Genomic DNA, 19,419 nt, shown 5'->3' with positions numbered 1-19,419 from the left:
CGTGAGCGACCAGACCGCACCCGCGCAGCCGAGCCTGACCAGCCACGACCGCCTCGGTCACCTGCGTGGCGACGCCGCCCGGCTCGGCGAGCTGTGGGCGGACCCGACGACCCGTGTCCTCGTCGTCAGCGGCGGCCTCATGCTCGGGCGCGACGACGCCCCCGCCTGGATGACGCCGGCCGAGGCCGACGCCCACGGCGAGGGGACCCGGATCCTGCTCGGCGACCAGGAGGGGGCGCATTACTTCGCCCTGCACGTCGGATGGCGCGACGATGCGCTCGCGTGGGTCGGCATGCGCGAGATCGGTCGCCACTTCCTCGTGGACGGCTGGGACACCCGCCTCGTCTTCCACGCGCTGGGCATGTCCGAGTGGCTCAGCCGTACGCGGTTCTGCGCCCGCTGCGGTGGGGCGCTTGAGCCGGAGCTCTCCGGTCATGTGCTGCGGTGCACGAGCTGCGCGCGCGAACACTTCCCGCGCATCGAGCCGGCCGTGATCATGCTGATCACCGACGGCGAGCCGGGCACGGCGGAGGAGCGGTGCCTGCTCGGCAGTGGCCTGAAGTGGGGGCCGACGCGCTTCTCCACGCTGGCCGGGTTCGCCGAGCCGGGGGAGTCGCTCGAGGACGCCGTACGCCGCGAGGTGCGCGAGGAGGCTGGCGTCGAGGTGGGCGAGGTGAGCTGGTTCGGCAGCCAGGCGTGGCCGTTCCCCAGCTCGCTGATGCTCGGCTTCTTCGGACGGGCGACCTCGACCGAGATCACCATCGATCCGGCCGAGATCGCGGACGCGCGCTGGTTCACCCGCGCCGAGCTGCGCGCCCAGGCGGAGTCCGGCGAGATCGCCCTGCCGGGCCGCGGCATCTCGATCTCGCGCAGCCTCATCGAGGCCTGGTACGGCGGTGAGCTGCCCGGCGAGTGGTGACCGGGTGGGTCAGTTGAGCTCGGCGATCTTGGCCTTCACCTGAGCGAGCGACGGGTTCGTGTGCGCCGAGCCGTCGGCGTACACGAGGGTGGGGACGGTCTGGTTGCCGCCGTTGACCTGCATGACGAGGAACGCCGCGTCCTCGTTCTTCTCGATGTCGACGACCTGGTAGGCGATGCCCTCGCGGTCGAGCTGGCTCTTGAGGCGGTGGCAGTAGCCGCACCACGTGGTGCTGTACATCGTCAGGCTCATCGGGTTCCTCGGTCGGCCGGGGGAGGGACGTGCGCTCAACGGTGCCACGCGCCCTGTGCATTCCCGGCATCGAGGTGTCGGTGGCCACGTCTAGGCTTCGGCCATGCTTCGACGCGACCTGCTTGACGGACTCGACCCCGAGCAGCGCCGCGTCGCCGAGGCCCTGCGCGGGCCGGTGCAGGTGCTCGCCGGTGCGGGCACCGGCAAGACCCGGGCGATCACGCACCGCATCGCCCACGGTGTGGCCGAGGGTGTCTACCAGCCGACCGAGGTCCTGGCGGTCACCTTCACCACGCGCGCGGCCGGCGAGATGCGCACGCGTCTGCGCGACCTCGGCGCCCCCGGCGTCCAGGCGCGCACCTTCCATGCCGCGGCGCTGCGCCAGCTGCGTTACTTCTGGCCGGCGATCCACGGCACGGAGCTGCCGCAGCTGACCGAGTCCAAGCTGGGCCTGATGGCCCAGGCCGTGCGCCGGCTCCGGATCGGTTCGGACCAGGGCATGCTGCGCGACCTGGCCAGCGAGATCGAGTGGGCCAAGGTCAGCAACGTCAGCCCGGACGACTACGCGACCGTCGCACCGCGACGCGGCCGCGAGGTCAACGGCGCCGACGCGACCACGGTGGCTCACGTCTACGGCTCCTACGAGGAGGTCAAGCGCGGTGCAGGGCGCATGGACATGGAGGACGTCCTGCTCCTGACTGCCGGTCTCCTCGCCGAGGACGAGCGCGTCGCCGCGCAGGTGCGCAGGCAGTACAAGTTCTTCGTCGTCGACGAGTTCCAGGACGTCTCTCCGCTGCAGTCGACCCTGCTGGACCTCTGGCTCGGCGGTCGTGACGAGATCTGCGTCGTCGGCGATCCTGCGCAGACCATCTACAGCTTCGCCGGCGCAGATGCCGACTTCCTGCGTCGCTTCCCGCAGCGCTTCGAGGGCACGACGAAGGTCGAGCTGGTCCGCAACTACCGCTCCACCCCCGAGGTGGTCGCGGCAGCCAACGGCCTGCTCGCCGGCACGAGCTCGCGGGGCGTCGACCTCCGCGCGCAGCGTCCGTCCGGTGCCTCCGTCCGCTACCTGGAGTACGACGACGAGGTCGCCGAGGCCGAGGCGGTCGCCGCCGAAATCGCGAAGCTGGTGGCCGATGGCACTCCGGTCAGCGAGATCGCGGTGCTCTTCCGCATCAACGCGCAGTCCGAGGCGTTCGAGGACGCGCTCGCTGCCCGCAACGTGCCCTACGTGATCCGTGGCGCCGCCCGCTTCTTCGACCGGCAGGAGGTGCGCCAGGCGATCACGCTGCTGCGCGGCACCGCACGTGCCGAGGGCGACCCCGACGACCTCGTCGGAGCCGTGACGGGCACGCTGGCCGGCCTCGGCTGGTCGCCGGAGCCGCCCACCGCGCGCGGTGCGGCACGTGACCGCTGGGAGTCTCTGCAGGCGCTTGTCTCGCAGGCGGAGGCCTACGCGGTCGATCACCCCGGCCGCCTCGGTGACTTCGTCGATGACCTGGACCGTCGCGCCTCCGAGCAGCACGCTCCGGTCGCCGGCGGCGTGACGCTCGCGACGATGCACGCGGCAAAGGGCCTCGAGTGGGATGCCGTCTTCGTGTGCGGCGTGCAGGAGGGCTCGCTGCCGATCACGTTCGCGAAGACGCCCACCGAGATCGAGGAGGAGCGCCGCCTCCTCTACGTCGGCCTGACCCGCGCCCGCCTGCACCTGCGCGTGAGCTGGGCGGCCGCGCGCAACCCTGGCCAGCGCCGCAGCCGCAAGCCCTCTCGCTTCCTCGACGGTCTGCGTCCCGAGTCCTCGTCGAGCTTCAACCGGCCGAGCGTCACCGGCGTCCGCCGTGCCCAGCACTGCCGGACGTGCGGCAAGCCGCTGTCGAGCGCGGGGGAGCGCAAGACCGGTCGTTGCGACGGCTGCCCCGCGGCGTACGACGAGGCGCTCTTCGACCGCCTCAAGGAGTGGCGCCTCGAGCGGGCGAGCGAGGCCAAGGTGCCGGCGTACGTCGTCTTCACCGACAAGACACTGGAGCTCATCGCGGAGCACCGTCCGGATGGCCCGGGCGCGCTGCTGCGCATCGCCGGCATCGGGGCCAAGAAGGCCGAGCAGTACGGCGAGGACGTCCTCGCCATCGTCTCCGGTTCCTGAACCGCAGCCCGGCCGCTGGCCGGTTGGCAGCATTTCGACGACATTCGTCAATAAATGGTTTGCCCATGACAACCAAGGCACGTTACGGTCGTCATCACGGACGACCGCAACGTCGTCCCGTCACATTCGCACCCGACACACCGAAGGAGGTGGACCCATGGAGATCACGACCACGATCACGACGGCGCCGTACGCCGTCGCCGCTGCCGACGCGCAGCCGCGCCTTGCCATGCCGTCCGCCGCTGCCTTCGGTGGCGCCCGCGTCTGGTCGGCCGTCAAGCGCAACCACAACCACAAGCACGTCGCCGTCGCCGGCAACGTCCCGGGTGTTCAGGTCTGGAGTCCACCTCACTGCTGAGTCAGTGCAGGCGCCCTCCAGGCCGCGGAACCCGAAACCCGGGATCCGCGGCCTTTTCGTTTCCCCAACCAATTCCGGACCCACCGGTCCACACCCCAGGAGGTGAACACAGATGACCACCAGCGTTCTCGAGCGCAGCATCGTTCAGCTGGCCACCGAAGGATTCCCGTGTCACGCGAATGACCCGGAGCTCTTCTTCGCAGAGCTGCCGAGCGATGTCGAGTACGCCAAGGCCCTCTGTCAGTCCTGCCCGATCCAGGCAGCCTGCCTGGCCGGCGCACTCGAGCGGCGTGAGCCGTGGGGCGTGTGGGGCGGTGAGCTCTTCCTCCAGGGAGTGGTCATCCCCCGCAAGCGGCCCCGTGGCCGTCCGCGCAAGGACGCGGTCGCGGCGTGACCCGCCCGACCGCGTCCACCCTCCCGAACCGATACCTGAACGGAGCACCCACGATGTACATCCAGACGGAGATCCTCGCGCGTGAGCTCATCGCCGCGCGCCTGGCTGAGGCCGAACGCATCCGTCGTCGCCGCAGGCTGGTCCGCGCTGCGTACGACGCGCGCCTCGCCCTCGGCCGCGTCGGTCGCTGACCGACGCTGCACGACCACATCCGGAGCCGTCACGCCGTCCTGCTGTTGCTGCTGCAACCACAGGCAGCGTGGCGGCTCCAGTGCGTGCGCGGGAAGGTCAGCGCCGCGTCGACGTCGATGACGGTCGACCAGGTCGCCGGCTCGAGCACGTCGGCCCAGCGGCTCAGGTCGCGCGCGAGGAACGCGACCGCGAGCGCCACGAGGTCCGCCGGCACGGGGGAGGGCAGGCCCCACAGGCCGCGTGGAGCGCCGACATGCTGCTCGATCACCAGCCCGTGCCGGGGGTCCTGCTCGGCGGCATGGGCGTCGATGCATCGCTGGCAGCAGGTCAGGCCCGGATGCACGAACGGCCCGACCCGCACGCGCCCCTCGCTGACCACGAGCGACACGTGCGGGACGTCGTCGCCGACGAGGCGATCGAGGACCGAGCGGTCGGGCTCGCCTGCGGACAGCACGACGACGACATCAGGGCGTCTGGCCGTCGCGACGGTGATCCCGCCGATCGCCAGCAGCTGCTCGAGGTGAGCCGCCGCCTCGGGCAGACCCTGGTCAGCGATGCCGACCGCCACAGCGAGCCGTGCTGCCAGGCGGGTCGCGGCGTCGTCGCCCGCCTCGGCGACGACTGCCGAACGGGCGGCTGCGGCAGCACCGCTCGTGCCGGCGAGGGCGCGGCACCACAGGTCGGCGTCCACGACGAGGTTGTGGGCGAGCAGGGCCGAGCAGGCGACGACCGCGACCGGCGGCAGGAAGGCCGGCGGCGCGGGTGGCCGGCCATCGTCGAGGCCGTGCAGGAGCATCCTCACCGCGGGATGGTCGGGGAGCACCACGGCGTCGGTCGGGGAGAGGCCCACCTGCAGCTCCGAGGCGGACCTGCGCACCACGCGTACGCCGGGGCGCAACGCTGCGCGGGCCGGGAAGCCCGGGTGGTGGGCCGGTTCAGTCGTCTCCATGACCCGCAGGTTGGCACGGGCAGCGGCGGGCCGTCGTACGTCCTCCACAGGGAAATGACACGACCCCCGGTCCGTGAGGACCGGGGGTCGAAGTCAGTGTGCGGCAGATGCCGCGCGCCGGACTCAGGCCTTGCCGAGGATCCGGTTCAGGTTGGTCGAGCAGACCGGGCAGACGGCCTTGGCCATCTTGGTGCCCTTCTCGTTGACACGGATCTCGCCCGTGGCCTCGCGCTTCTCCTTGCACTTCACGCAGTAGAACTCGCCGCTCCAGGTCTCAGCCATGACGGCCTCCTCATTCTTTTCATTCAGTCGTCACGGCGGGGAGGGTGGGGAAGCCCGCCGGGGTTGCACGCACCGAGATGTCCGCGCAGCCACCGTGACCCTAGACCACGGCTGAGCGTGAATGTGGGAGGCGCCACGCCGTAGGGTGCCGCCATGTCTTCTGCGTCCGAGACCCTCACCCACCTCCGGATCGAGCGTCCGTCCGACGGTGTCGTCCTGTTGACCCTCGACAACCCCGACCAGATGAACGCAATGTCTGACGAGATGACCGCGTCGTGGGCCGCTGCGATCGCATCGCTCAAGGCCGATGCTTCCGTCCGTTGCGTCGTGTTGACGGGTGCCGGCCGCGCGTTCTCCGCGGGAGGCAACACCACGTGGCTGGCCGAGAGCGGCGCCCTGCCGACGCCCGCCCTCCGCGATCAGATGCTCGGCTTCTACCGGACCTGGCTCGCGATTCGCGACCTCGAGGTCCCGACGATCGCGGCCGTCAACGGTGCTGCGGTTGGCGCCGGTCTCGGCATCGCGCTCGCCTGCGACATCCGGTACGCCGCCGCTGGCGCCAAGCTGGGTGCGTCGTTCGTCAAGCTGGGGCTGCACCCGGGCATGGGCATCTCCTACCTCCTGCCCGAGGTCGTCGGCGATGCCGCGGCGCGCGACCTCCTGCTGACCGGTCGGCTGGTCGACGCGGACGAGGCGCTGCGGCTGGGCCTGGTGTCCCGCGTGGTCGAGCGCGAGGGCTTCCTCGACGAGGTGCTCGCCACGGCCGCGCAGGTAGCCGCCAACGCGCCGCTCGCGACGCGCTACACGAAGGTCACTCTGCGCCGTCAGCGGACGTCGCTCGACGAGACGCTGCAGGTCGAGGCACTGGCGCAGCCGATCACCTTCGGCACCGAGGACCTGCAGGAAGGCATTGCGGCGGTCCAGGCGAAGCGGATGCCGGAGTTCACCGGGCGCTGACCCGCGCACTGACCCGGTCCTCACAACAGCGGAGGCCCCCGGAACCTCGCGCCTGCCGCGCCTGCCTTCCCCTTGCCTGCGCGGCGGCGGAGCCCGGGGGCCTCGCGTGGCTCCGACGCTAGGAGCGATGTGTGCGTGGGTCAACCGTTCGGTAAGGATCACTGCCCACACCCTGTGGACAAAGATGTGGACAACCTGTTGAGAGGATGCGATTGACTGTGGACCGGCTCGGGATGAGCCTGTGCACGACACGCACGGGCCGCGCCGTTCGCCCCGTCGCCACCAGCCGGAACGTCGTTCCCCAGCCTGTGGAGGAGAAGAAGTGAGCGCTCCGGAGCAGTACGCCGGCGGTCCGATCGCCGCGCTGCGGCGCATCGCCTTCCTCCTCGAGCGCGGCCGCGAGGACTCCTACAAGGTCAAGGCGTTCCGGTCGGCGGCCTCCACGCTGCTGCCGATGCCCTCCGACGAAGTGGCTGCCCTGGTGGCCGCCGGGACCCTGACCAAGCTGCCGGGCATCGGCGCCAGCTCGGCGAAGGTCATCGAGGCCGCGGTGCGTGGCGAGATGCCCGAGCGTCTCGCCGACCTCGAGGCGCGCCACGGCGGGCCGCTCGTCGCCGGGGGAGAGGCGTTGATGACCCAGATCCGCGGCGACCTGCACAGCCACTCGGACTGGTCCGACGGCGGATCGCCGATCGAGGAGATGGCGATCACCGCCATGGAGCTCGGTCGCGAGTACCAGGTGCTCACCGATCACTCGCCGCGGCTGCGGGTCGCCAACGGGCTGTCGGCGGAGCGGCTGGCCCGTCAGCTCGACGTCGTCGACGCGGTCAACGCGCATCTGGCGGGCACCTTCACCCTGCTCAAGGGCATCGAGGTCGACATCCTCGACGACGGCCGGCTCGACCAGACCGACGAGATGCTGGCGCGTCTCGACGTACGGGTGGCCAGCGTGCACTCCAAGCTGGCCATGGACCGCGACGCGATGACCCGGCGGATGGTCAACGCCGTGCGCAACCCGTTCACCAACGTCCTGGGTCATTGCACCGGGCGGCTGGTGACCGGCAACCGGGGGACGCGACCGCAGTCGACGTTCGACGCGCGGGTGGTGTTCGAGGCATGCGCCGAGGAGGGTGTCGCCGTCGAGATCAACGCCCGCCCCGAGCGCCGCGATCCGCCGACGAAGCTGCTTGAGCTGGCACGCGACATTGGCTGCGTCTTCTCCATCGACTCCGACGCCCACGCTCCCGGCCAGCTCGACTTCCTGGCGTACGGCGCCGAACGCGCGGAGGCCGCCGGGATCGACCCGGACCGGATCGTGACGACGTGGCCGGTCGACCGCCTGCTGGAGTGGGCTACGCCACGTTTTCGTCTCTGAGCGCTACTCTCCGGGTCCATGGGGACTCCCGAGGTCGAGGTACGCCGCTCCAAGCAGCGTCGTCGCACCATCGCTGCGCGCCTCGAGGGCAACCGGGTGATCGTGATGATCCCGTCGAGCCTGTCGAAGGCCCAGGAGAAGCTCGAAGTCGAGCGGATCGTGAAGCGGCTCCTCAGCCGCACGGAGCGCGCGAAGCGATCGACCGATGTCGACCTGATGAAGCGAGCGAAGCAGCTCTCCGACACCTACCTAGGCGGGCTCGCGAAGCCGGACTCAGTGCGCTGGGTCAGCAACCAGCGCTCCCGGTGGGGCTCGTGCACGCCGGGGGAACGCACGATCCGGCTCTCGGACCGCCTGCATGACATGCCGCGCTGGGTCGTCGACTACGTCCTCGTGCACGAGCTGGCGCACCTGATCGAGGCGGGGCACACCGACGAGTTCTGGGCGTGGGTGTCCAACTACCCGCAGGCCGAGAAGGCCAAGGGTTACCTCGAGGGCTACTCCGCGGGTGCCCGCCTCGAGCCCGATGGCGAGGACGACTCCGACATCGGCTGACCTGCACGCGTCGGGATCAGAAGCCGAGCCGGTCCTTCGCGAGGGCGACGAGCTCGATCATGTCCTGGTCCTCGGTAGGGAGCGCATCGGCCGGCCACCAACGGACGTCGAGCGACTCCTCGCTGACGGCATGCGCGGCGCCGGCCGGAGCGACCGCCACGAACCGAACGTCGAGGTGGTGCACGGTGCGCGTGGGGTCACCACCCGACTCGGCATCGGAGAGCGGCCCGCCACAGAACGGCACCGCGTGCTCCGAGAGCTGCACCGGCACCGGGTCCAGCGCGAGGTCGGAGAGCCCGGACTCCTCCCGCGCCTCACGCAGGGCAGCACCCGCGAGCGTGGCGTCGCCGTCCTCGCAATGCCCGCCGAACTGGAACCAGGCCTGCGCCTTCGCGTGCAGCGTCAGCAGCACCGACGAGCCGTCGGCCGAGATGACCAGCGTGGACGCCGTCAGGTGGTCCGGTCGGCACGAGCGGCCCATCGCATCGGGGCGGGCGGAGAGCACCTCGGCGTACCGCTGGCGGAGCTGCTCCTGGTCGTCCGTGGGCGCGACCCAGTCGGCGAGCACGCGGCTCGCGTCGGCGTGCAGGCTCACTCGTCCGACGGTCCGTCGAGGAGCTGCTGCAGCGCGGCGTCGAAGTCCTCGGGCGACATCTCCTCGGACGGCATGTCGAGGCCCTCGCGGAAGCCCAGCGGGTCGTCGAGGTCCTCGGCCGAGGGGAGCAGGTCCGGGTGCAGCCAGACGGCGTCACGGGCCTCGACACCCTGACGCGTACGCAGCGAACCCCACAGCGTCGAGGCGTCCCGCAGGCGGCGCGGCCGCAGCTCAAGGCCGACCAGGGCGGCGAACGTCTCCTCGGCGGGTCCGCCGGCGGCGCGGCGACGGCGTACGGCCTCGTGGAGCTTCGCGGCGGCGGGCATGCGCTGTGCCGTGGCCTGGCCGACGACCTCGTCGACCCAGCCCTCGACGAGCGCGAGGGTGGTCTCGAGGCGCACCAGGGCGGCCTCCTGCGCCGGGGTCTTGGACGGCGCAAAGAGCCCGCCCTCGAGGGCCGACTGGATCTCCTCCATGTTCGACGGGTCGAGCGACCGCATCTGCTCCTCGATGCCCGCCGTGTCGATCGTGATGCCGCGGCCGTAGTCGGCGACGGCGGTGAGCAGGTGCTCGCGGAGCCAGGGCACGTGCGCGAACAGCCGCTGGTGCGCGGCCTCGCGGAGAGCGAGGTAGAGCATGACGTCGTCGCGGGAGACGTCGAGGCCCTCCGCGAACGCCGTGATGTTGGTCGGCACGAGTGCTGCCCGACCGGTCGGGCCGAGCGGCAGGCCGATGTCGGAGGCGGTGAGGACCTCCGAGGCCAGTCCGCCGATGGCGGTGCCGATCTGGCTGCCGAACATCGCGCCGCCCATCTGGGTGAGCATGCCGAGGAACGGGCCCGCCATCGCGGCCGCTTCGGCCGGAAGCGCCTTGCCCATCGCCGCGACGACGTGCTCGGCAACCGGCTCCACCAGTCGCTGCCAGACCTCACGGGTCGACTCGATCCACTCGGCCCTGCTCCAGGCCGCCGTCGACGTCACGCCGCTGGAGAAGTCGGTGGCCTCGTCGAGCCACAGGTCAGCCAGACGCACCGCGTCGGCGACGGCGGTGACCTGCGCGGAATCGGGGGACGGGTCCGGCTCGGCCGCGACCGTACGCCGGGCGAGGTCGGTGGCGAGCTGCCAGTTCACCGGGCCCTCGAAGGGCTGCATCATCGCCTGGACCTGGCTGAACAGGGCGCTCAGGTCGGGCATGCCAGCGGCACCGCCCTGGCCCGCACCCTGTCCGAGGAACTGCCCGAGGATCTGCTCGAAAGGCGTGCCCTCGAAGGGGTTCTTCGGCTCGCCCTGATCGCCCGGGCCGGGAGTCTCACTCATGCGATCACGGTACCCTTCCGCGCATGACGGACGGACGTGAGAGGGGCGCCGTACGGCTCGTTGCGATCGAGGACACGCCGCTGGACGTCGTCGCTGTGATCGACGCGCTGGGCGATGACGCAGCAGGCGGTCTCAACCTCTTCATCGGCCGGGTCCGCGACCACGACCGCCGGGGCGGCTGCGGGCACGGCGACGGTGACGACGCGGCGTACGGCGACAGCCTGGCCGTCACGGGCCTCGACTACTCCGCCCACCCGACGGCGCTCGAGCGCCTGCGTGCGGTCTGCGAGCAGGTGGCCGACCGACACGACGTCCTGGCCCTGGCTGCTGTGCACCGCGTGGGGACGCTGGCGATCGGCGACATCGCCGTCATCGTGGCCACGGCGGCCGCGCACCGGGGCGAGTCGTTCGCTGCGACGCGCGACCTGATCGACACGCTCAAGGCCGAGGTCCCGATCTGGAAACACCAGCGCTTCGCCGACGGCTCGGATGAGTGGGTCGGCACCCCCTGACCCCGTAGGCTGCGACCGTGGACCTGGGAATCCTGTGGTGGCTGGCTCCGCCCGTCGTCGTCACGCTCGCTGCGATCGCGTGGGTCATGTGGGCTGGCAAGGGCGGCGGCAGCGTCGACCCCGAGGTCGCGGCCGAGCGGATGGCGCGGGCCCTGCGCAAGGAGCACCCGGGTCAGAAGGTGACCGGTCCGGCCGCCTCACGACCGCGCGATCGCAGCACCGGCATCGCGGTGCGGCCCTCGCGTGGTGAGTGAGGTCGTGGCGGATCCGGGTGACGAGGCCCGCGTCCACCATCGCGACTACGACCTCGTGACGCAGCGGATGAGCCGTCACACCGTCGCGACGCTCGTCGCGGCCGCGGTGACCGTGGTCGGTGCGGTGACGATGGCCGCCGTACCCCTTCCGTACGTGCGCTTCCAGCGCGGCACGACGGTCGACCTGCTGTCGGAGGTGCGCGGCACGGAGCGGATCCAGGTCGAGGGTCACAAGACCTACCCCGATGACGGCGAGCTGCGGATGACGACCATCCGGGCGACGCCGCCGAAGACCGGTGTACCCCTGCTGTCCGCGATGATCGCCTGGCTCTCCGAGGACGAGGCCGTGCGGCCCGCCGAGGACGTCTACGGTGCCTCGGACACGGCGGTGTCCGAGCAGAAGCAGTCCGCGGTGCAGATGTCGACGTCGCAGGACGTCGCGATCGCCGCGGCCTTGGAGCACCTCGGCATCAAGGTGCCGAGCGTGCCGGTGGTCGGCCCGATCTCGCCGGGCTACCCGGCCGACGGCGCGCTGGCCGAGCGCGACCGCTACGTCAGCATCGCCGGCCACCCGATCCGGGTCTGGGACGACGTCGTTCGGGTCATCTCGCACGCGACGCCGGACAAGCCGCTGACCTTCGTGGTCGAGCGCGACGGCAAGAAGCTCTCCGTGCCGGTCACGCCGCGCGTCGTCGACGGCCGGACCGTCATCGGGGTCCAGGCGGCGTTCGACTACAAGTTCCCGTTCAAGGTGACGATCAACCTGCCGGACCAGATCGGTGGCCCGAGCGCGGGGTTGATGTTCGCGCTCGCCATTGCGGACACGCTGACCCCGGGGTCGCTGACCGGCGGCGCGCACATCGCCGGCACCGGAGAGATGCTCAACGCCGAGGGACTCGTCGGCCCGATCGGCGGCATCCAGCAGAAGATCGTGGGCGCCCGCCAGGATGGTGCGTCGCTCTTCCTCGTGCCTGCCAGCAACTGCGACGAAGCCGTGACGGCTCACCCGGGCAGCATGCGGCTGGCCGCCGTCGCGACGCTCGACGACGCAGAAAAGACCGTCTCCCTGTACGCCGCGGACCACCGCGCCAAGCTCCCGACCTGCGAAGAGGTGCTCCAGCATGACCGAGCTCAGTGACCCCGCCTTCGACCCTGCCCTGGCGGCCGCCGTCGTCGAGATCGAGGAGCACGCCGCCGAGTCCGGATGGGACGGCCAGGCCCGGCTCTTCGCCCTCGTCGACACCCGTGCCCTCGTTGCGCGCGAGCCGGCGCTCGCCGCTGCCCTGGGCCTGGACGCGAGCGATGCCGACGGGTCGCTGACCCCGGTCGAGCAGGACCTCGAGCCGGGACAGCAGCTGGAGCAGGTGCTCGAGCAGATCGGCTGGCCGCCGGAGGTCGCGGGCTGCGCCGCCGTCGTGGAGCGTCTCGTCCTGCCGCCCGCCGTCGAGGGCCAGGTCCCCGAGGGCCTGGAGGAGGCCCAGGCGTTCGCCGCGGATCATCCCGATCGCCAGGAGGTGCGCATCGTCGCTGGCGTCACGCGCCACGGCGCTGCCTGGTGCACGCTCCGGCTCCGCGCCCACGACACCACCGACGACGTGATCGGTGGCATCAACCTCGTTCCCGCCCTGCTGGCGCTGCTTGGAGCGACGCTGGAGGATGAGGCATGAGCTCGATGTTCGGTGAGGGGTCCGGGTCCGCAGCCCCGGAGCCGGTGAGCCGGCCCGGCTGGGCCCGCGGCGTCCTGATCACTGCGGCGATCATGCTCGTGCTCTTCTTCGCGATGAGCGGCTTCACCAGCTTCTGGACCGAGAAGCTGTGGTTCTCCTCGACCGGCTTCAGCTCGGTCTTCAACCGGCTGATCCTGACGAAGATCGGGCTCTTCCTCGTCTTCGGTGGCGTCATGGCCGTTGTGGTGGCGGCCAACGTCGTCGTGGCGTACCGGCTGCGTCCGATGTTCCGTCCGGCGAGCGCCGAGCAGGTCGGGCTCGACCGCTATCGCCAGGCGATCGAGCCGGTGCGGTTCTGGGTGCTCGGCGGCCTGGCCCTGGTCACCGGTGGCTTCGCCGGCACTGCAGGCGCCGACTCGTGGCGGGACTACCTGCTGTGGCGCAACGGCGTCCCGTTCGGCAGCACGGATCCGTACTTCCACCGGGACAAGGGCTTCTACGTCTTCGACCTGCCGTGGCTGCACCACATCGTCAACTTCGCGATGGCCGTCTCGGTCGTCTCCCTGATCGTGGTGCTTGTCGTCCACTACCTCTATGGCGGCATCCGGCTGCAGGCCACGCGCGACCGGCTCTCCGGCCCTGCCGCTGCCCAGATCTCCGTGCTGCTGGGCCTCTTCGTGCTCGGCAAGGCGGCCGACTACTGGCTCGATCGCTACGACCTGCTCAGCGCCGGCGGCGGGATCGTCGACGGTGTCACCTACACCGACAACCACGCGGTGCTGCCGGCGAAGCTGATCCTGATGTCGATCGCGATCATCTGCGCGATCCTCTTCTTCGCGAACGTCGTCCAGCGCACGTGGCTGCTGCCGTCGGTCGGTCTCGCGCTGCTCGTCCTCTCGGCGATCCTGCTCGGCATGATCTGGCCGGGCGTCGTCCAGCAGTTCCAGGTGAAGCCGTCGCTGGGCGACAAGGAGCTGCCGTACATCGAGCGCAACATCAAGGCGACCCGCGAGGCCTATGCGATCGCGGACACTGACGTCAGCCAGTACACCGGCAAGAGCACGCTCAGCGCGGCCGATCAGCGCGCCGAGCTGGCCAACGTGCCGGGCATCCGGCTCGTCGACCCCCAGCTGATCCGCAAGGCCTTCGAGAACCAGCAGCAGTTGCGCCGCTACTACACCGTCGCGGACGTCCTCGACGTCGACCGCTACCAGGTCAACGGCAAGGAGCGCGACATCGTGCTCGGAGTCCGCGAGCTCGACCAGTCCGGCATCGCCGATGAGGCGAAGAACTGGCAGAACCTCCACACCGTCTACACGCACGGCTACGGCGTCCTCGCGGCGTACGGAAACCAGCGCGACGCGGACGGCAACGAGATCCCGCTGCCCGCAGACCCGGAGTGGGCGGGTGCCGGCGACGGTGACGCGTCGAGCGACCTGGCACCGAGCGGCTACCGCCCCCAGATCTACTTCGGCGAGAAGTCGCCGAACTACTCGATCGTCGGCCAGCCGAAGGGCTCGACCCGCTCGGTGGAGCTGGACCAGCCGACCAAGGGCGACAAGGACTCCACCAGCACGTACGACGGCAAGGCCGGCGTGCCGATCGGCAGCCTCTTCCACCAGATCCTCTACGCGTGGAAGTACGGCGACCAGAACATCGCCCTGTCGCAGCGGGTCAACGCGGACTCGAAGATCCTCTACGACCGCAACCCGCGCCGGATGGTGGAGAAGGTCGCGCCATGGCTCACGGTCGACAGCGACCCGTTCCCGGCGATCGTCGACGGCAAGGTGGTCTGGCTGCTCGACGGCTACACGACGACCGACGAGTACCCGTTGTCGCAGCGCGGCTCCTACAAGGACATGACCTCGGACTCGCTCGCGCCGTCGACGGAGTTCCGGACGCTGCCCACCGACGAGATCAACTACATGCGCAACGCGGTGAAGGCCACCGTCGACGCGTACGACGGCACGGTGACGCTCTACGAGTGGGACCAGAAGGACCCGATCCTCAAGGCCTGGCGCAAGGCGTTCCCCGGGACGGTCAAGGATCGTGCGGACATCCCGAAGGACCTGCTGGAGCACATGCGCTACCCGGAGGACTTCTGGAAGGTGCAGCGCTACCAGCTGGCGCGCTACCACGTCACCGACCCGACCACCTTCTTCAGCGGCAACGAGAAGTGGCAGGTGCCGAACGATCCGACGAGCCCGACGACGGCTGGTGCCGCGACGCAGCTGCAGCCGCCGTACCGGCTCTCCGTGCGTGATGAGGACGGCGGCTCGCCGGTCTTCTCGCTGACCACGACCTTCGTGCCGACGAAGAACCAGAACCTCGCGGCGTTCGCCTCGGTGGACGGCGATGCGTCACGTCCCGGCTACGGCAAGATCCACATCCTCGAGCTGCCTGCGAGCGGTCCGGTGCGCGGTCCGAGCCAGGTCGAGAGCGACTTCGCCTCGAACTCCTCGATCGCACGGCAGCTGCAGCAGTTCAACGTGTCCACCAACGTGCACAAGGTCTACGGCAACCTGTTGACCCTGCCGGTGGGTGACAGCCTGCTCTACGTCCAGCCGCTCTACACACAGCGCGCTGACGGCACGGGCAACTTCCCGGTGCTCAACTTCGTGCTGGTCTCGTTCGGCAACCGCTACGCGATTGCCAACACGATGTCCGAGGCCATCGCCGAGGTGCTGCGGGTCGACGGCGCAGCGACGTCCGGCGGCGACAAGGGCAAGCCGGGCAAGGGCACGGGGGGACTCGACGACCAGGTCCTGACGCTGCTGCAGCAGGCTGACCGCGAGTTCGGCAAGGCCAAGGCGGCGCTGAAGGACGGTGACCTGGCGGCGTACCAGAAGCACAACGATGCCGCCGAGCGCCTCGTCAACCGCGCGCTCGAGGCGTCGCGGGCCACGCCGAGCGCATCGGCGACGCCGACCGCCGTTCCGTCGGCCACGACTTCGCCCAGCCCGTCGGCGAAGCCGTCCGCCACGACGAAGGACTGACGTCAGGCGCTGACCGATTCCTGCAGGTAGCTCAGGGCGACGAGCAGGTCGATCGTGCGGCGGGCGCGGTCGGTGATCCCTGCCCAGTCGTGGGCACGGATCCGGTCGGCGGGGGCGATCCAGGTGCCACCGACGGCGCTGACGTTCGGCAGGGCGAGGTAGCGACCGGCGTTCGCGAGGCTGATGCCGCCGGTGGCGCAGAAGCGCAGGCTGGGCAGGGGGCCCGCGAGTGCACCGAGGTACGCCGGACCGCCGGATGCCTCGGCGGGGAAGAACCGGACCTCGGTCAGCCCGTGCTCGATCAGCTCCATCGCCTCGCCCGCGGTGGAGCAGCCGGCGAGGTAGGGGAGGCCGGTCTCGAGGATGCCCTCGACCAGCGTCGGCGTGGGTCCGGGGGAGGCGATGAACGAGGCACCCGCGGAAGCCGCCATGACCGCCTGGGTGGTGCGCGTGATCGTGCCGGCGCCGACGACGATCTCGGGGACCTCGGTCGCGATCCGCTCGATGCTGACGAGGGACTCGCGCGTCCGCGCTGCGACCTCGACGACGCCGATGCCGCCGTCGAGGAGGGCGCGCGCGACGTTGACGGCGCGGCTCGGGTCGTCGAGGACCACGGCGGGGATGACAGGACTGATCGACAGGATGCTCATGTGAGCACGGTCTCTCACTTTTGCGTTTTAATCAAGCAAAAGAGTGCTCATGTATGGACGCAATGTGTCGGCCCAGGCGACGTACCCCGCTGGAGTGAGGTGCAGGCTGTCTCGCGAGTAGTCCGGACGCATGGTCCCCTCCGCCGTCGCGAACGTCGGCCACAGGTCGACGTACGTCGCTCCGTGGCGCCCGGCCGAGGCGGCGTACCACTCGTTGAGGGTCTGCAGGTGCGTGCGGAAGTGGTTGGTGCGGGGGAGCAGGCTGTTGACCAGCAGTTGCGCGTCCGGGGCCAGAGTGCGGATCCGCGCCACGATCTCGTCGTGGCGCGCGGCGATGCCGCGCAGGTCGCGCAGCGCTCGCGGCCCATGCAGGTCGTTGGTGCCGATCATCAGGCTGACCGCGAGTGGAGCGTTGATCGCCTCGTCGAGCCGCTCGATCAGGTCGTACGTCGCCTCGCCGCCGATGCCGCGGTTCGTCGTGGGCAGGTCCGGGAAGAGGTCTGGCCAGAGACCGCCCTCCGTGATCGAGTCGCCGAGGAAGAGGACACGGCGCGGCGGCACGGGCACCGTGGCGAAGTGGCGACGTCGGGTTGCGCCCATCCGGTCCTTCACGACGGAGCGGACCATCGGGACGACGAGGCTGAACCGGCGGTCGGAGTTCATGCCTCATTGTGGGTCGCAGGGCGGTCGCCGGGGGCCGATTTGGTGCCTGACTGCCTGTCCCGTAAGGTTGTGTTCACCGACGCGGGGTGGAGCAGCTCGGTAGCTCGCTGGGCTCATAACCCAGAGGTCGCAGGTTCAAATCCTGTCCCCGCTACAAAGTGCGAAGGCCCGGACCATCTGGTCCGGGCCTTCTGCCATTTCCTCGCAGTGCGGGCTGCTCGCTGCGAGGATGACGCCCATGGTCCGTTCTCCCGCCTCCGCCCGCGACCGGCTCGTCCGGTGGCTCTACCGCCGGTGCGGGACGAAGGCCAGCTACTGGCTGGTGATGGCAGCGGCGCAGGGGACCAGCTCGGTGCTCGTCGCGGGTGTGACCGTGGCACTGCTCGCGACCTACTTCGACCCGCCGCTCGCCGAGGTGCTGCCGGTGGTCGTCGTCGGGGGCGCGCTCACCATCCTCTCCATCGGGTACGCCGCGCTGCGGACGCGGCCGCTGCTCGTCCGCTTCCAGGAGTGGCGGACCAAGGCAGAGCCCACCGACCGGGAGACGGCCGAGGTCTGGCACCTTGCCGCCACCAACACCTGGGCGACCTTCCGGCGGCACGCGGCACGGATCAACGTGCTGGCGGTCGTGCCCGCGACGGCCGTTGCCGCCTGGCGCTGGGACGCGGGTTGGGGCGGTGCAGCTGCGATGGCGCTGGCGTGCGCCGTTCCGGCGTACTACGGCACCGCGGTGAACTACTCGATCGGTGAGCTGCTGGCGCGGCCGATGCTCGACGAGATCGCCGAGCGGCTCCCCGACGACGTGGACTTCCGGCCGGGCGGCCTCTCGCTGGCCCGACGGTTCAAGCTCGCCGTGCCGGCGTACACCACCACCGCGTCGATGCTGACCGTCGGGTTGCTCGGTCATGCCGACGGAGCCCGCGCGCTGGCCATCACCACCGTGGTCGCCCTGGCGGTGGGCATCGGCCTGGCGCTCGAGCTGACCGTGCTGCTCGGTGATGCCGTGACCGGCCCCGTCCGGCGGATCCGTGTGCAGCTCGGCCGGGTGCGGAGCGGCGACTTCAGCGCGCGGACCCCTGTCGTGACCAGCGACGAGCTCGGGGAGCTGGCCCACGACGTCAACACGATGACCCACGGGCTCGCGGAGCGCGAGGAGATCCGGGCGGCGTTCGGCACGTACATGGATCGTGGTGTCGTCGACCTGATCCTGTCCGGCGAGGTGCCGCCCGAGGGCGTCGAGGTCACGGTCTCGATCCTCTTCTGCGACGTCCGCGGCTTCACGTCGTACGCCGAGCAGGCGACCGCTCCCGAGGTCATCGCGACGCTGAACGAGATGTTCGCCGCGATCGTCCCCGTGGTCGAGAAGCACGGCGGCCACGTCGACAAGTTCCTCGGCGACGGGATGCTCGCGGTCTTCGGCAGCCCGCGTCCGCTCGCCGACCATGCCGACCGTGCGGTCGAGGCGGCCTGCGAGATCGTGCGGGTCGTCGCTGACGGTCCCTCGGGCCTCACCGTGGCTGCCGGCGTCAACAGCGGCACGGTGGTCGCCGGCCCGCTCGGCGGTGCGGGGCGGCTCAACTTCAGCGTCATCGGTGACGCGGTCAACGTTGCCGCACGGGTCGAGGCTGCGACGCGTCAGACCGGCGACGACGTGCTGATCACCGACGCAACCCGCCGTCTCCTGGTGGGGGATCGCACGTTCGAGCCGCGCGGCGGGATGGCGCTCAAGGGCAAGGCGGAGCCCGTGGAGCTCTTCGCTCCGCGTGAGCTGAGCCGCGTGCCGGGCCGCACCTGAGCCTGCGCTGATCGACGGCCGGCGGGTGGCGGTCGTCGAATGTCTGGGGTTCCACCCCAGAGGGACTGGGGTTCTCCCCAGATCACAAGTGACTAGGGCCAATGAGGCCCCGAGGTCAGGCGGTCGGCAGTCCACTGGGTGTTGTCTCAAAGGACGTCTCGGGAACCCTCCCACTCCCGCAAAGGACCCCAGTCATGGCCAACTCCCTCACGGCCCGTCGCCGCGGCGACAACGGCTTCACGCTCATCGAGCTCCTGATTGTCATCGTCATTCTCGGCGTGCTCGCCGCGATCGTCGTCTTCTCCGTCCGCGGCATCGTCGACCGGGGTGACAAGGCCGCGTGCCAGGCGAACTACGAGTCGGCCCTGACCGCCGCGGAGGCCTACTACGCCAAGAACGGCACCGACGCCGCGACGTGGGGCGACCTGAAGCCGGGCTTCCTGCACAGCGACCCGAGCAACACCGGCAAGGCCAACATCGACGTCGGTGGCACGCCGGCTGCGCCCACCAAGGGCTCGTCCTGCTGAACCCTCGCAGGGGTCCGGAGGGTCGTCGCCAATCCCGGCGACCCTCCGCCCCTCGGTTTCCCACCCAC

Annotated in this window: 22 protein-coding genes and 1 tRNA gene; 16 read left to right on the top strand and 7 right to left on the bottom strand. The window is 70.5% G+C overall.

Translation table 11 applies throughout. The annotated features are described in order from the left end of the window. Position 1 precedes the first annotated feature (1 nt). Entirely contained in the window at positions 2-919 is a 918-nt protein-coding gene (gene nudC, locus EPD65_RS01310; protein ID WP_131581163.1) for an NAD(+) diphosphatase, read from the top strand. Between the two features lie 9 nt (positions 920-928). Here the strand turns inward: nudC and EPD65_RS01305 are convergent, their stop codons facing one another. Beyond that, a complete protein-coding gene (locus tag EPD65_RS01305; RefSeq protein WP_131581161.1) occupies positions 929-1,171 on the bottom strand; it encodes a mycoredoxin in 243 nt (80 codons plus the stop codon). A 103-nt stretch (positions 1,172-1,274) separates the two neighbouring features. Between EPD65_RS01305 and EPD65_RS01300 the strand changes: the two genes are divergently transcribed. From EPD65_RS01300 to EPD65_RS16130, 4 genes are all read left to right on the top strand, one after another. Further along, complete coding sequence (locus tag EPD65_RS01300; RefSeq protein WP_131581159.1) at positions 1,275-3,314, top strand: ATP-dependent DNA helicase UvrD2; 2,040 nt, start codon at positions 1,275-1,277, stop codon at positions 3,312-3,314. Positions 3,315-3,471: 157 nt separating this feature from the next. After that, entirely contained in the window at positions 3,472-3,672 is a 201-nt protein-coding gene (locus EPD65_RS01295) for a hypothetical protein (protein WP_131581157.1), read from the top strand. A 112-nt stretch (positions 3,673-3,784) separates the two neighbouring features. After that, the gene (locus EPD65_RS01290) at positions 3,785-4,066 is read left to right on the top strand and encodes a WhiB family transcriptional regulator (protein WP_131581155.1); all 282 of its coding nucleotides are present in this window, start codon (positions 3,785-3,787) and stop codon (positions 4,064-4,066) included. A gap of 53 nt (positions 4,067-4,119) precedes the next feature. Next, a complete protein-coding gene (locus EPD65_RS16130; RefSeq protein WP_165872838.1) occupies positions 4,120-4,257 on the top strand; it encodes a hypothetical protein in 138 nt (45 codons plus the stop codon). Between the two features lie 29 nt (positions 4,258-4,286). Here the strand turns inward: EPD65_RS16130 and EPD65_RS01285 are convergent, their stop codons facing one another. Further along, positions 4,287-5,207 carry a hypothetical protein gene (locus EPD65_RS01285; RefSeq protein WP_131581153.1) on the bottom strand — a complete coding sequence of 307 codons (921 nt, stop codon included), beginning with the start codon at positions 5,205-5,207 and terminating at the stop codon, positions 4,287-4,289. 123 nt (positions 5,208-5,330) lie between these two features. Further along, the gene (locus EPD65_RS16125; protein WP_165872837.1) at positions 5,331-5,489 is read right to left on the bottom strand and encodes a DUF5679 domain-containing protein; all 159 of its coding nucleotides are present in this window, start codon (positions 5,487-5,489) and stop codon (positions 5,331-5,333) included. Between the two features lie 153 nt (positions 5,490-5,642). Here EPD65_RS16125 and EPD65_RS01280 point away from each other — a divergent pair, with 153 nt between their 5' ends. The 3 genes from EPD65_RS01280 to EPD65_RS01270 all read left to right on the top strand — a co-directional run bounded on the left by EPD65_RS01280 (position 5,643) and on the right by EPD65_RS01270 (position 8,376). Further along, positions 5,643-6,446 carry an enoyl-CoA hydratase/isomerase family protein gene (locus EPD65_RS01280; protein ID WP_131581151.1) on the top strand — a complete coding sequence of 268 codons (804 nt, stop codon included), beginning with the start codon at positions 5,643-5,645 and terminating at the stop codon, positions 6,444-6,446. 322 nt (positions 6,447-6,768) lie between these two features. Continuing rightward, positions 6,769-7,821, top strand: coding sequence for a PHP domain-containing protein (locus EPD65_RS01275; protein ID WP_131581149.1), 1,053 nt, complete (start codon positions 6,769-6,771; stop codon positions 7,819-7,821). 18 nt (positions 7,822-7,839) lie between these two features. Beyond that, entirely contained in the window at positions 7,840-8,376 is a 537-nt protein-coding gene (locus EPD65_RS01270) for a M48 metallopeptidase family protein (protein ID WP_131581147.1), read from the top strand. Positions 8,377-8,392: 16 nt separating this feature from the next. On the opposite strand, the gene EPD65_RS01265 is transcribed toward EPD65_RS01270, so the two are convergent. After that, positions 8,393-8,971, bottom strand: a complete 579-nt coding sequence (locus EPD65_RS01265) for an NUDIX hydrolase (RefSeq protein WP_131581145.1) — start codon at positions 8,969-8,971, stop codon at positions 8,393-8,395. Then, complete coding sequence (locus tag EPD65_RS01260) at positions 8,968-10,287, bottom strand: zinc-dependent metalloprotease (RefSeq protein WP_131581143.1); 1,320 nt, start codon at positions 10,285-10,287, stop codon at positions 8,968-8,970. The genes EPD65_RS01265 and EPD65_RS01260 overlap by 4 nt, the downstream gene beginning before the upstream one ends. A gap of 23 nt (positions 10,288-10,310) precedes the next feature. On the opposite strand from EPD65_RS01260, the gene EPD65_RS01255 reads away from it, so the two are divergent. From EPD65_RS01255 to EPD65_RS01235, 5 genes are read left to right on the top strand one after another with little or no spacing between them, the layout of a single operon-like run. Further along, on the top strand, positions 10,311-10,799 hold the full coding sequence (locus tag EPD65_RS01255) for a molybdenum cofactor biosynthesis protein MoaE (protein WP_131581141.1): 489 nt from the start codon (positions 10,311-10,313) through the stop codon (positions 10,797-10,799). Between the two features lie 17 nt (positions 10,800-10,816). Next, positions 10,817-11,053 (top strand): hypothetical protein, encoded by a 237-nt coding sequence (locus tag EPD65_RS01250; RefSeq protein ID WP_131581139.1) that lies wholly within the window; start codon positions 10,817-10,819, stop codon positions 11,051-11,053. Further along, entirely contained in the window at positions 11,046-12,191 is a 1,146-nt protein-coding gene (locus EPD65_RS01245) for a YlbL family protein (protein ID WP_131581137.1), read from the top strand. Before EPD65_RS01250 ends, EPD65_RS01245 begins: the two co-directional genes overlap by 8 nt. Further along, the gene (locus EPD65_RS01240) at positions 12,175-12,720 is read left to right on the top strand and encodes a PPA1309 family protein (protein WP_131581135.1); all 546 of its coding nucleotides are present in this window, start codon (positions 12,175-12,177) and stop codon (positions 12,718-12,720) included. The genes EPD65_RS01245 and EPD65_RS01240 overlap by 17 nt, the downstream gene beginning before the upstream one ends. Continuing rightward, entirely contained in the window at positions 12,717-15,716 is a 3,000-nt protein-coding gene (locus EPD65_RS01235) for a UPF0182 family membrane protein (protein WP_131581133.1), read from the top strand. Before EPD65_RS01240 ends, EPD65_RS01235 begins: the two co-directional genes overlap by 4 nt. Positions 15,717-15,718: 2 nt before the next feature. Here the strand turns inward: EPD65_RS01235 and eda are convergent, their stop codons facing one another. Both eda and EPD65_RS01225 read right to left on the bottom strand, forming a co-directional pair. Next, positions 15,719-16,366 (bottom strand): bifunctional 4-hydroxy-2-oxoglutarate aldolase/2-dehydro-3-deoxy-phosphogluconate aldolase, encoded by a 648-nt coding sequence (gene eda, locus EPD65_RS01230; RefSeq protein ID WP_131581131.1) that lies wholly within the window; start codon positions 16,364-16,366, stop codon positions 15,719-15,721. 27 nt (positions 16,367-16,393) lie between these two features. Next, positions 16,394-17,029: a GDSL-type esterase/lipase family protein gene (locus EPD65_RS01225; RefSeq protein ID WP_131581129.1), complete on the bottom strand. Its 636-nt coding sequence runs from the start codon at positions 17,027-17,029 to the stop codon at positions 16,394-16,396. Between the two features lie 80 nt (positions 17,030-17,109). On the opposite strand from EPD65_RS01225, the gene EPD65_RS01220 reads away from it, so the two are divergent. The 3 genes from EPD65_RS01220 to EPD65_RS01210 all read left to right on the top strand — a co-directional run bounded on the left by EPD65_RS01220 (position 17,110) and on the right by EPD65_RS01210 (position 19,351). Beyond that, positions 17,110-17,183, top strand: a tRNA-Met gene (locus EPD65_RS01220). An 84-nt stretch (positions 17,184-17,267) separates the two neighbouring features. Then, positions 17,268-18,824: an adenylate/guanylate cyclase domain-containing protein gene (locus EPD65_RS01215; RefSeq protein WP_165872836.1), complete on the top strand. Its 1,557-nt coding sequence runs from the start codon at positions 17,268-17,270 to the stop codon at positions 18,822-18,824. Between the two features lie 194 nt (positions 18,825-19,018). Further along, positions 19,019-19,351 carry a type II secretion system protein gene (locus tag EPD65_RS01210; RefSeq protein WP_131581125.1) on the top strand — a complete coding sequence of 111 codons (333 nt, stop codon included), beginning with the start codon at positions 19,019-19,021 and terminating at the stop codon, positions 19,349-19,351. The last annotated feature ends 68 nt before the right edge of the window (positions 19,352-19,419 follow it).

Origin of the sequence: Nocardioides jejuensis (assembly GCF_004337475.1) — a bacterium.
Classification (GTDB): Bacteria; Actinomycetota; Actinomycetes; order Propionibacteriales; family Nocardioidaceae; genus Nocardioides; species Nocardioides jejuensis.
The sequence above is the reverse complement of the archived record's forward strand: the minus strand, read 5'-3'. Positions and strand labels throughout refer to the sequence as shown.

What these genes read in the sequence shown, in the direction of transcription:
- EPD65_RS01305 (WP_131581161.1), bottom strand. Translation starts at nt 1,171, where the DNA reads ATGAGCCTGACGATGTACAGCACCACGTGGTGCGGCTACTGCCACCGC.
- EPD65_RS01300 (WP_131581159.1), top strand. Translation starts at nt 1,275, where the DNA reads ATGCTTCGACGCGACCTGCTTGACGGACTCGACCCCGAGCAGCGCCGC.
- EPD65_RS01295 (WP_131581157.1), top strand. Translation starts at nt 3,472, where the DNA reads ATGGAGATCACGACCACGATCACGACGGCGCCGTACGCCGTCGCCGCT.
- EPD65_RS01290 (WP_131581155.1), top strand. Translation starts at nt 3,785, where the DNA reads ATGACCACCAGCGTTCTCGAGCGCAGCATCGTTCAGCTGGCCACCGAA.
- EPD65_RS16130 (WP_165872838.1), top strand. Translation starts at nt 4,120, where the DNA reads ATGTACATCCAGACGGAGATCCTCGCGCGTGAGCTCATCGCCGCGCGC.
- EPD65_RS01285 (WP_131581153.1), bottom strand. Translation starts at nt 5,207, where the DNA reads ATGGAGACGACTGAACCGGCCCACCACCCGGGCTTCCCGGCCCGCGCA.
- EPD65_RS16125 (WP_165872837.1), bottom strand. Translation starts at nt 5,489, where the DNA reads ATGGCTGAGACCTGGAGCGGCGAGTTCTACTGCGTGAAGTGCAAGGAG.
- EPD65_RS01280 (WP_131581151.1), top strand. Translation starts at nt 5,643, where the DNA reads ATGTCTTCTGCGTCCGAGACCCTCACCCACCTCCGGATCGAGCGTCCG.
- EPD65_RS01270 (WP_131581147.1), top strand. Translation starts at nt 7,840, where the DNA reads ATGGGGACTCCCGAGGTCGAGGTACGCCGCTCCAAGCAGCGTCGTCGC.
- EPD65_RS01260 (WP_131581143.1), bottom strand. Translation starts at nt 10,287, where the DNA reads ATGAGTGAGACTCCCGGCCCGGGCGATCAGGGCGAGCCGAAGAACCCC.
- EPD65_RS01255 (WP_131581141.1), top strand. Translation starts at nt 10,311, where the DNA reads ATGACGGACGGACGTGAGAGGGGCGCCGTACGGCTCGTTGCGATCGAG.
- EPD65_RS01240 (WP_131581135.1), top strand. Translation starts at nt 12,175, where the DNA reads ATGACCGAGCTCAGTGACCCCGCCTTCGACCCTGCCCTGGCGGCCGCC.
- EPD65_RS01235 (WP_131581133.1), top strand. Translation starts at nt 12,717, where the DNA reads ATGAGCTCGATGTTCGGTGAGGGGTCCGGGTCCGCAGCCCCGGAGCCG.
- eda (WP_131581131.1), bottom strand. Translation starts at nt 16,366, where the DNA reads ATGAGCATCCTGTCGATCAGTCCTGTCATCCCCGCCGTGGTCCTCGAC.
- EPD65_RS01225 (WP_131581129.1), bottom strand. Translation starts at nt 17,029, where the DNA reads ATGAACTCCGACCGCCGGTTCAGCCTCGTCGTCCCGATGGTCCGCTCC.
- EPD65_RS01215 (WP_165872836.1), top strand. Translation starts at nt 17,268, where the DNA reads ATGGTCCGTTCTCCCGCCTCCGCCCGCGACCGGCTCGTCCGGTGGCTC.
- EPD65_RS01210 (WP_131581125.1), top strand. Translation starts at nt 19,019, where the DNA reads ATGGCCAACTCCCTCACGGCCCGTCGCCGCGGCGACAACGGCTTCACG.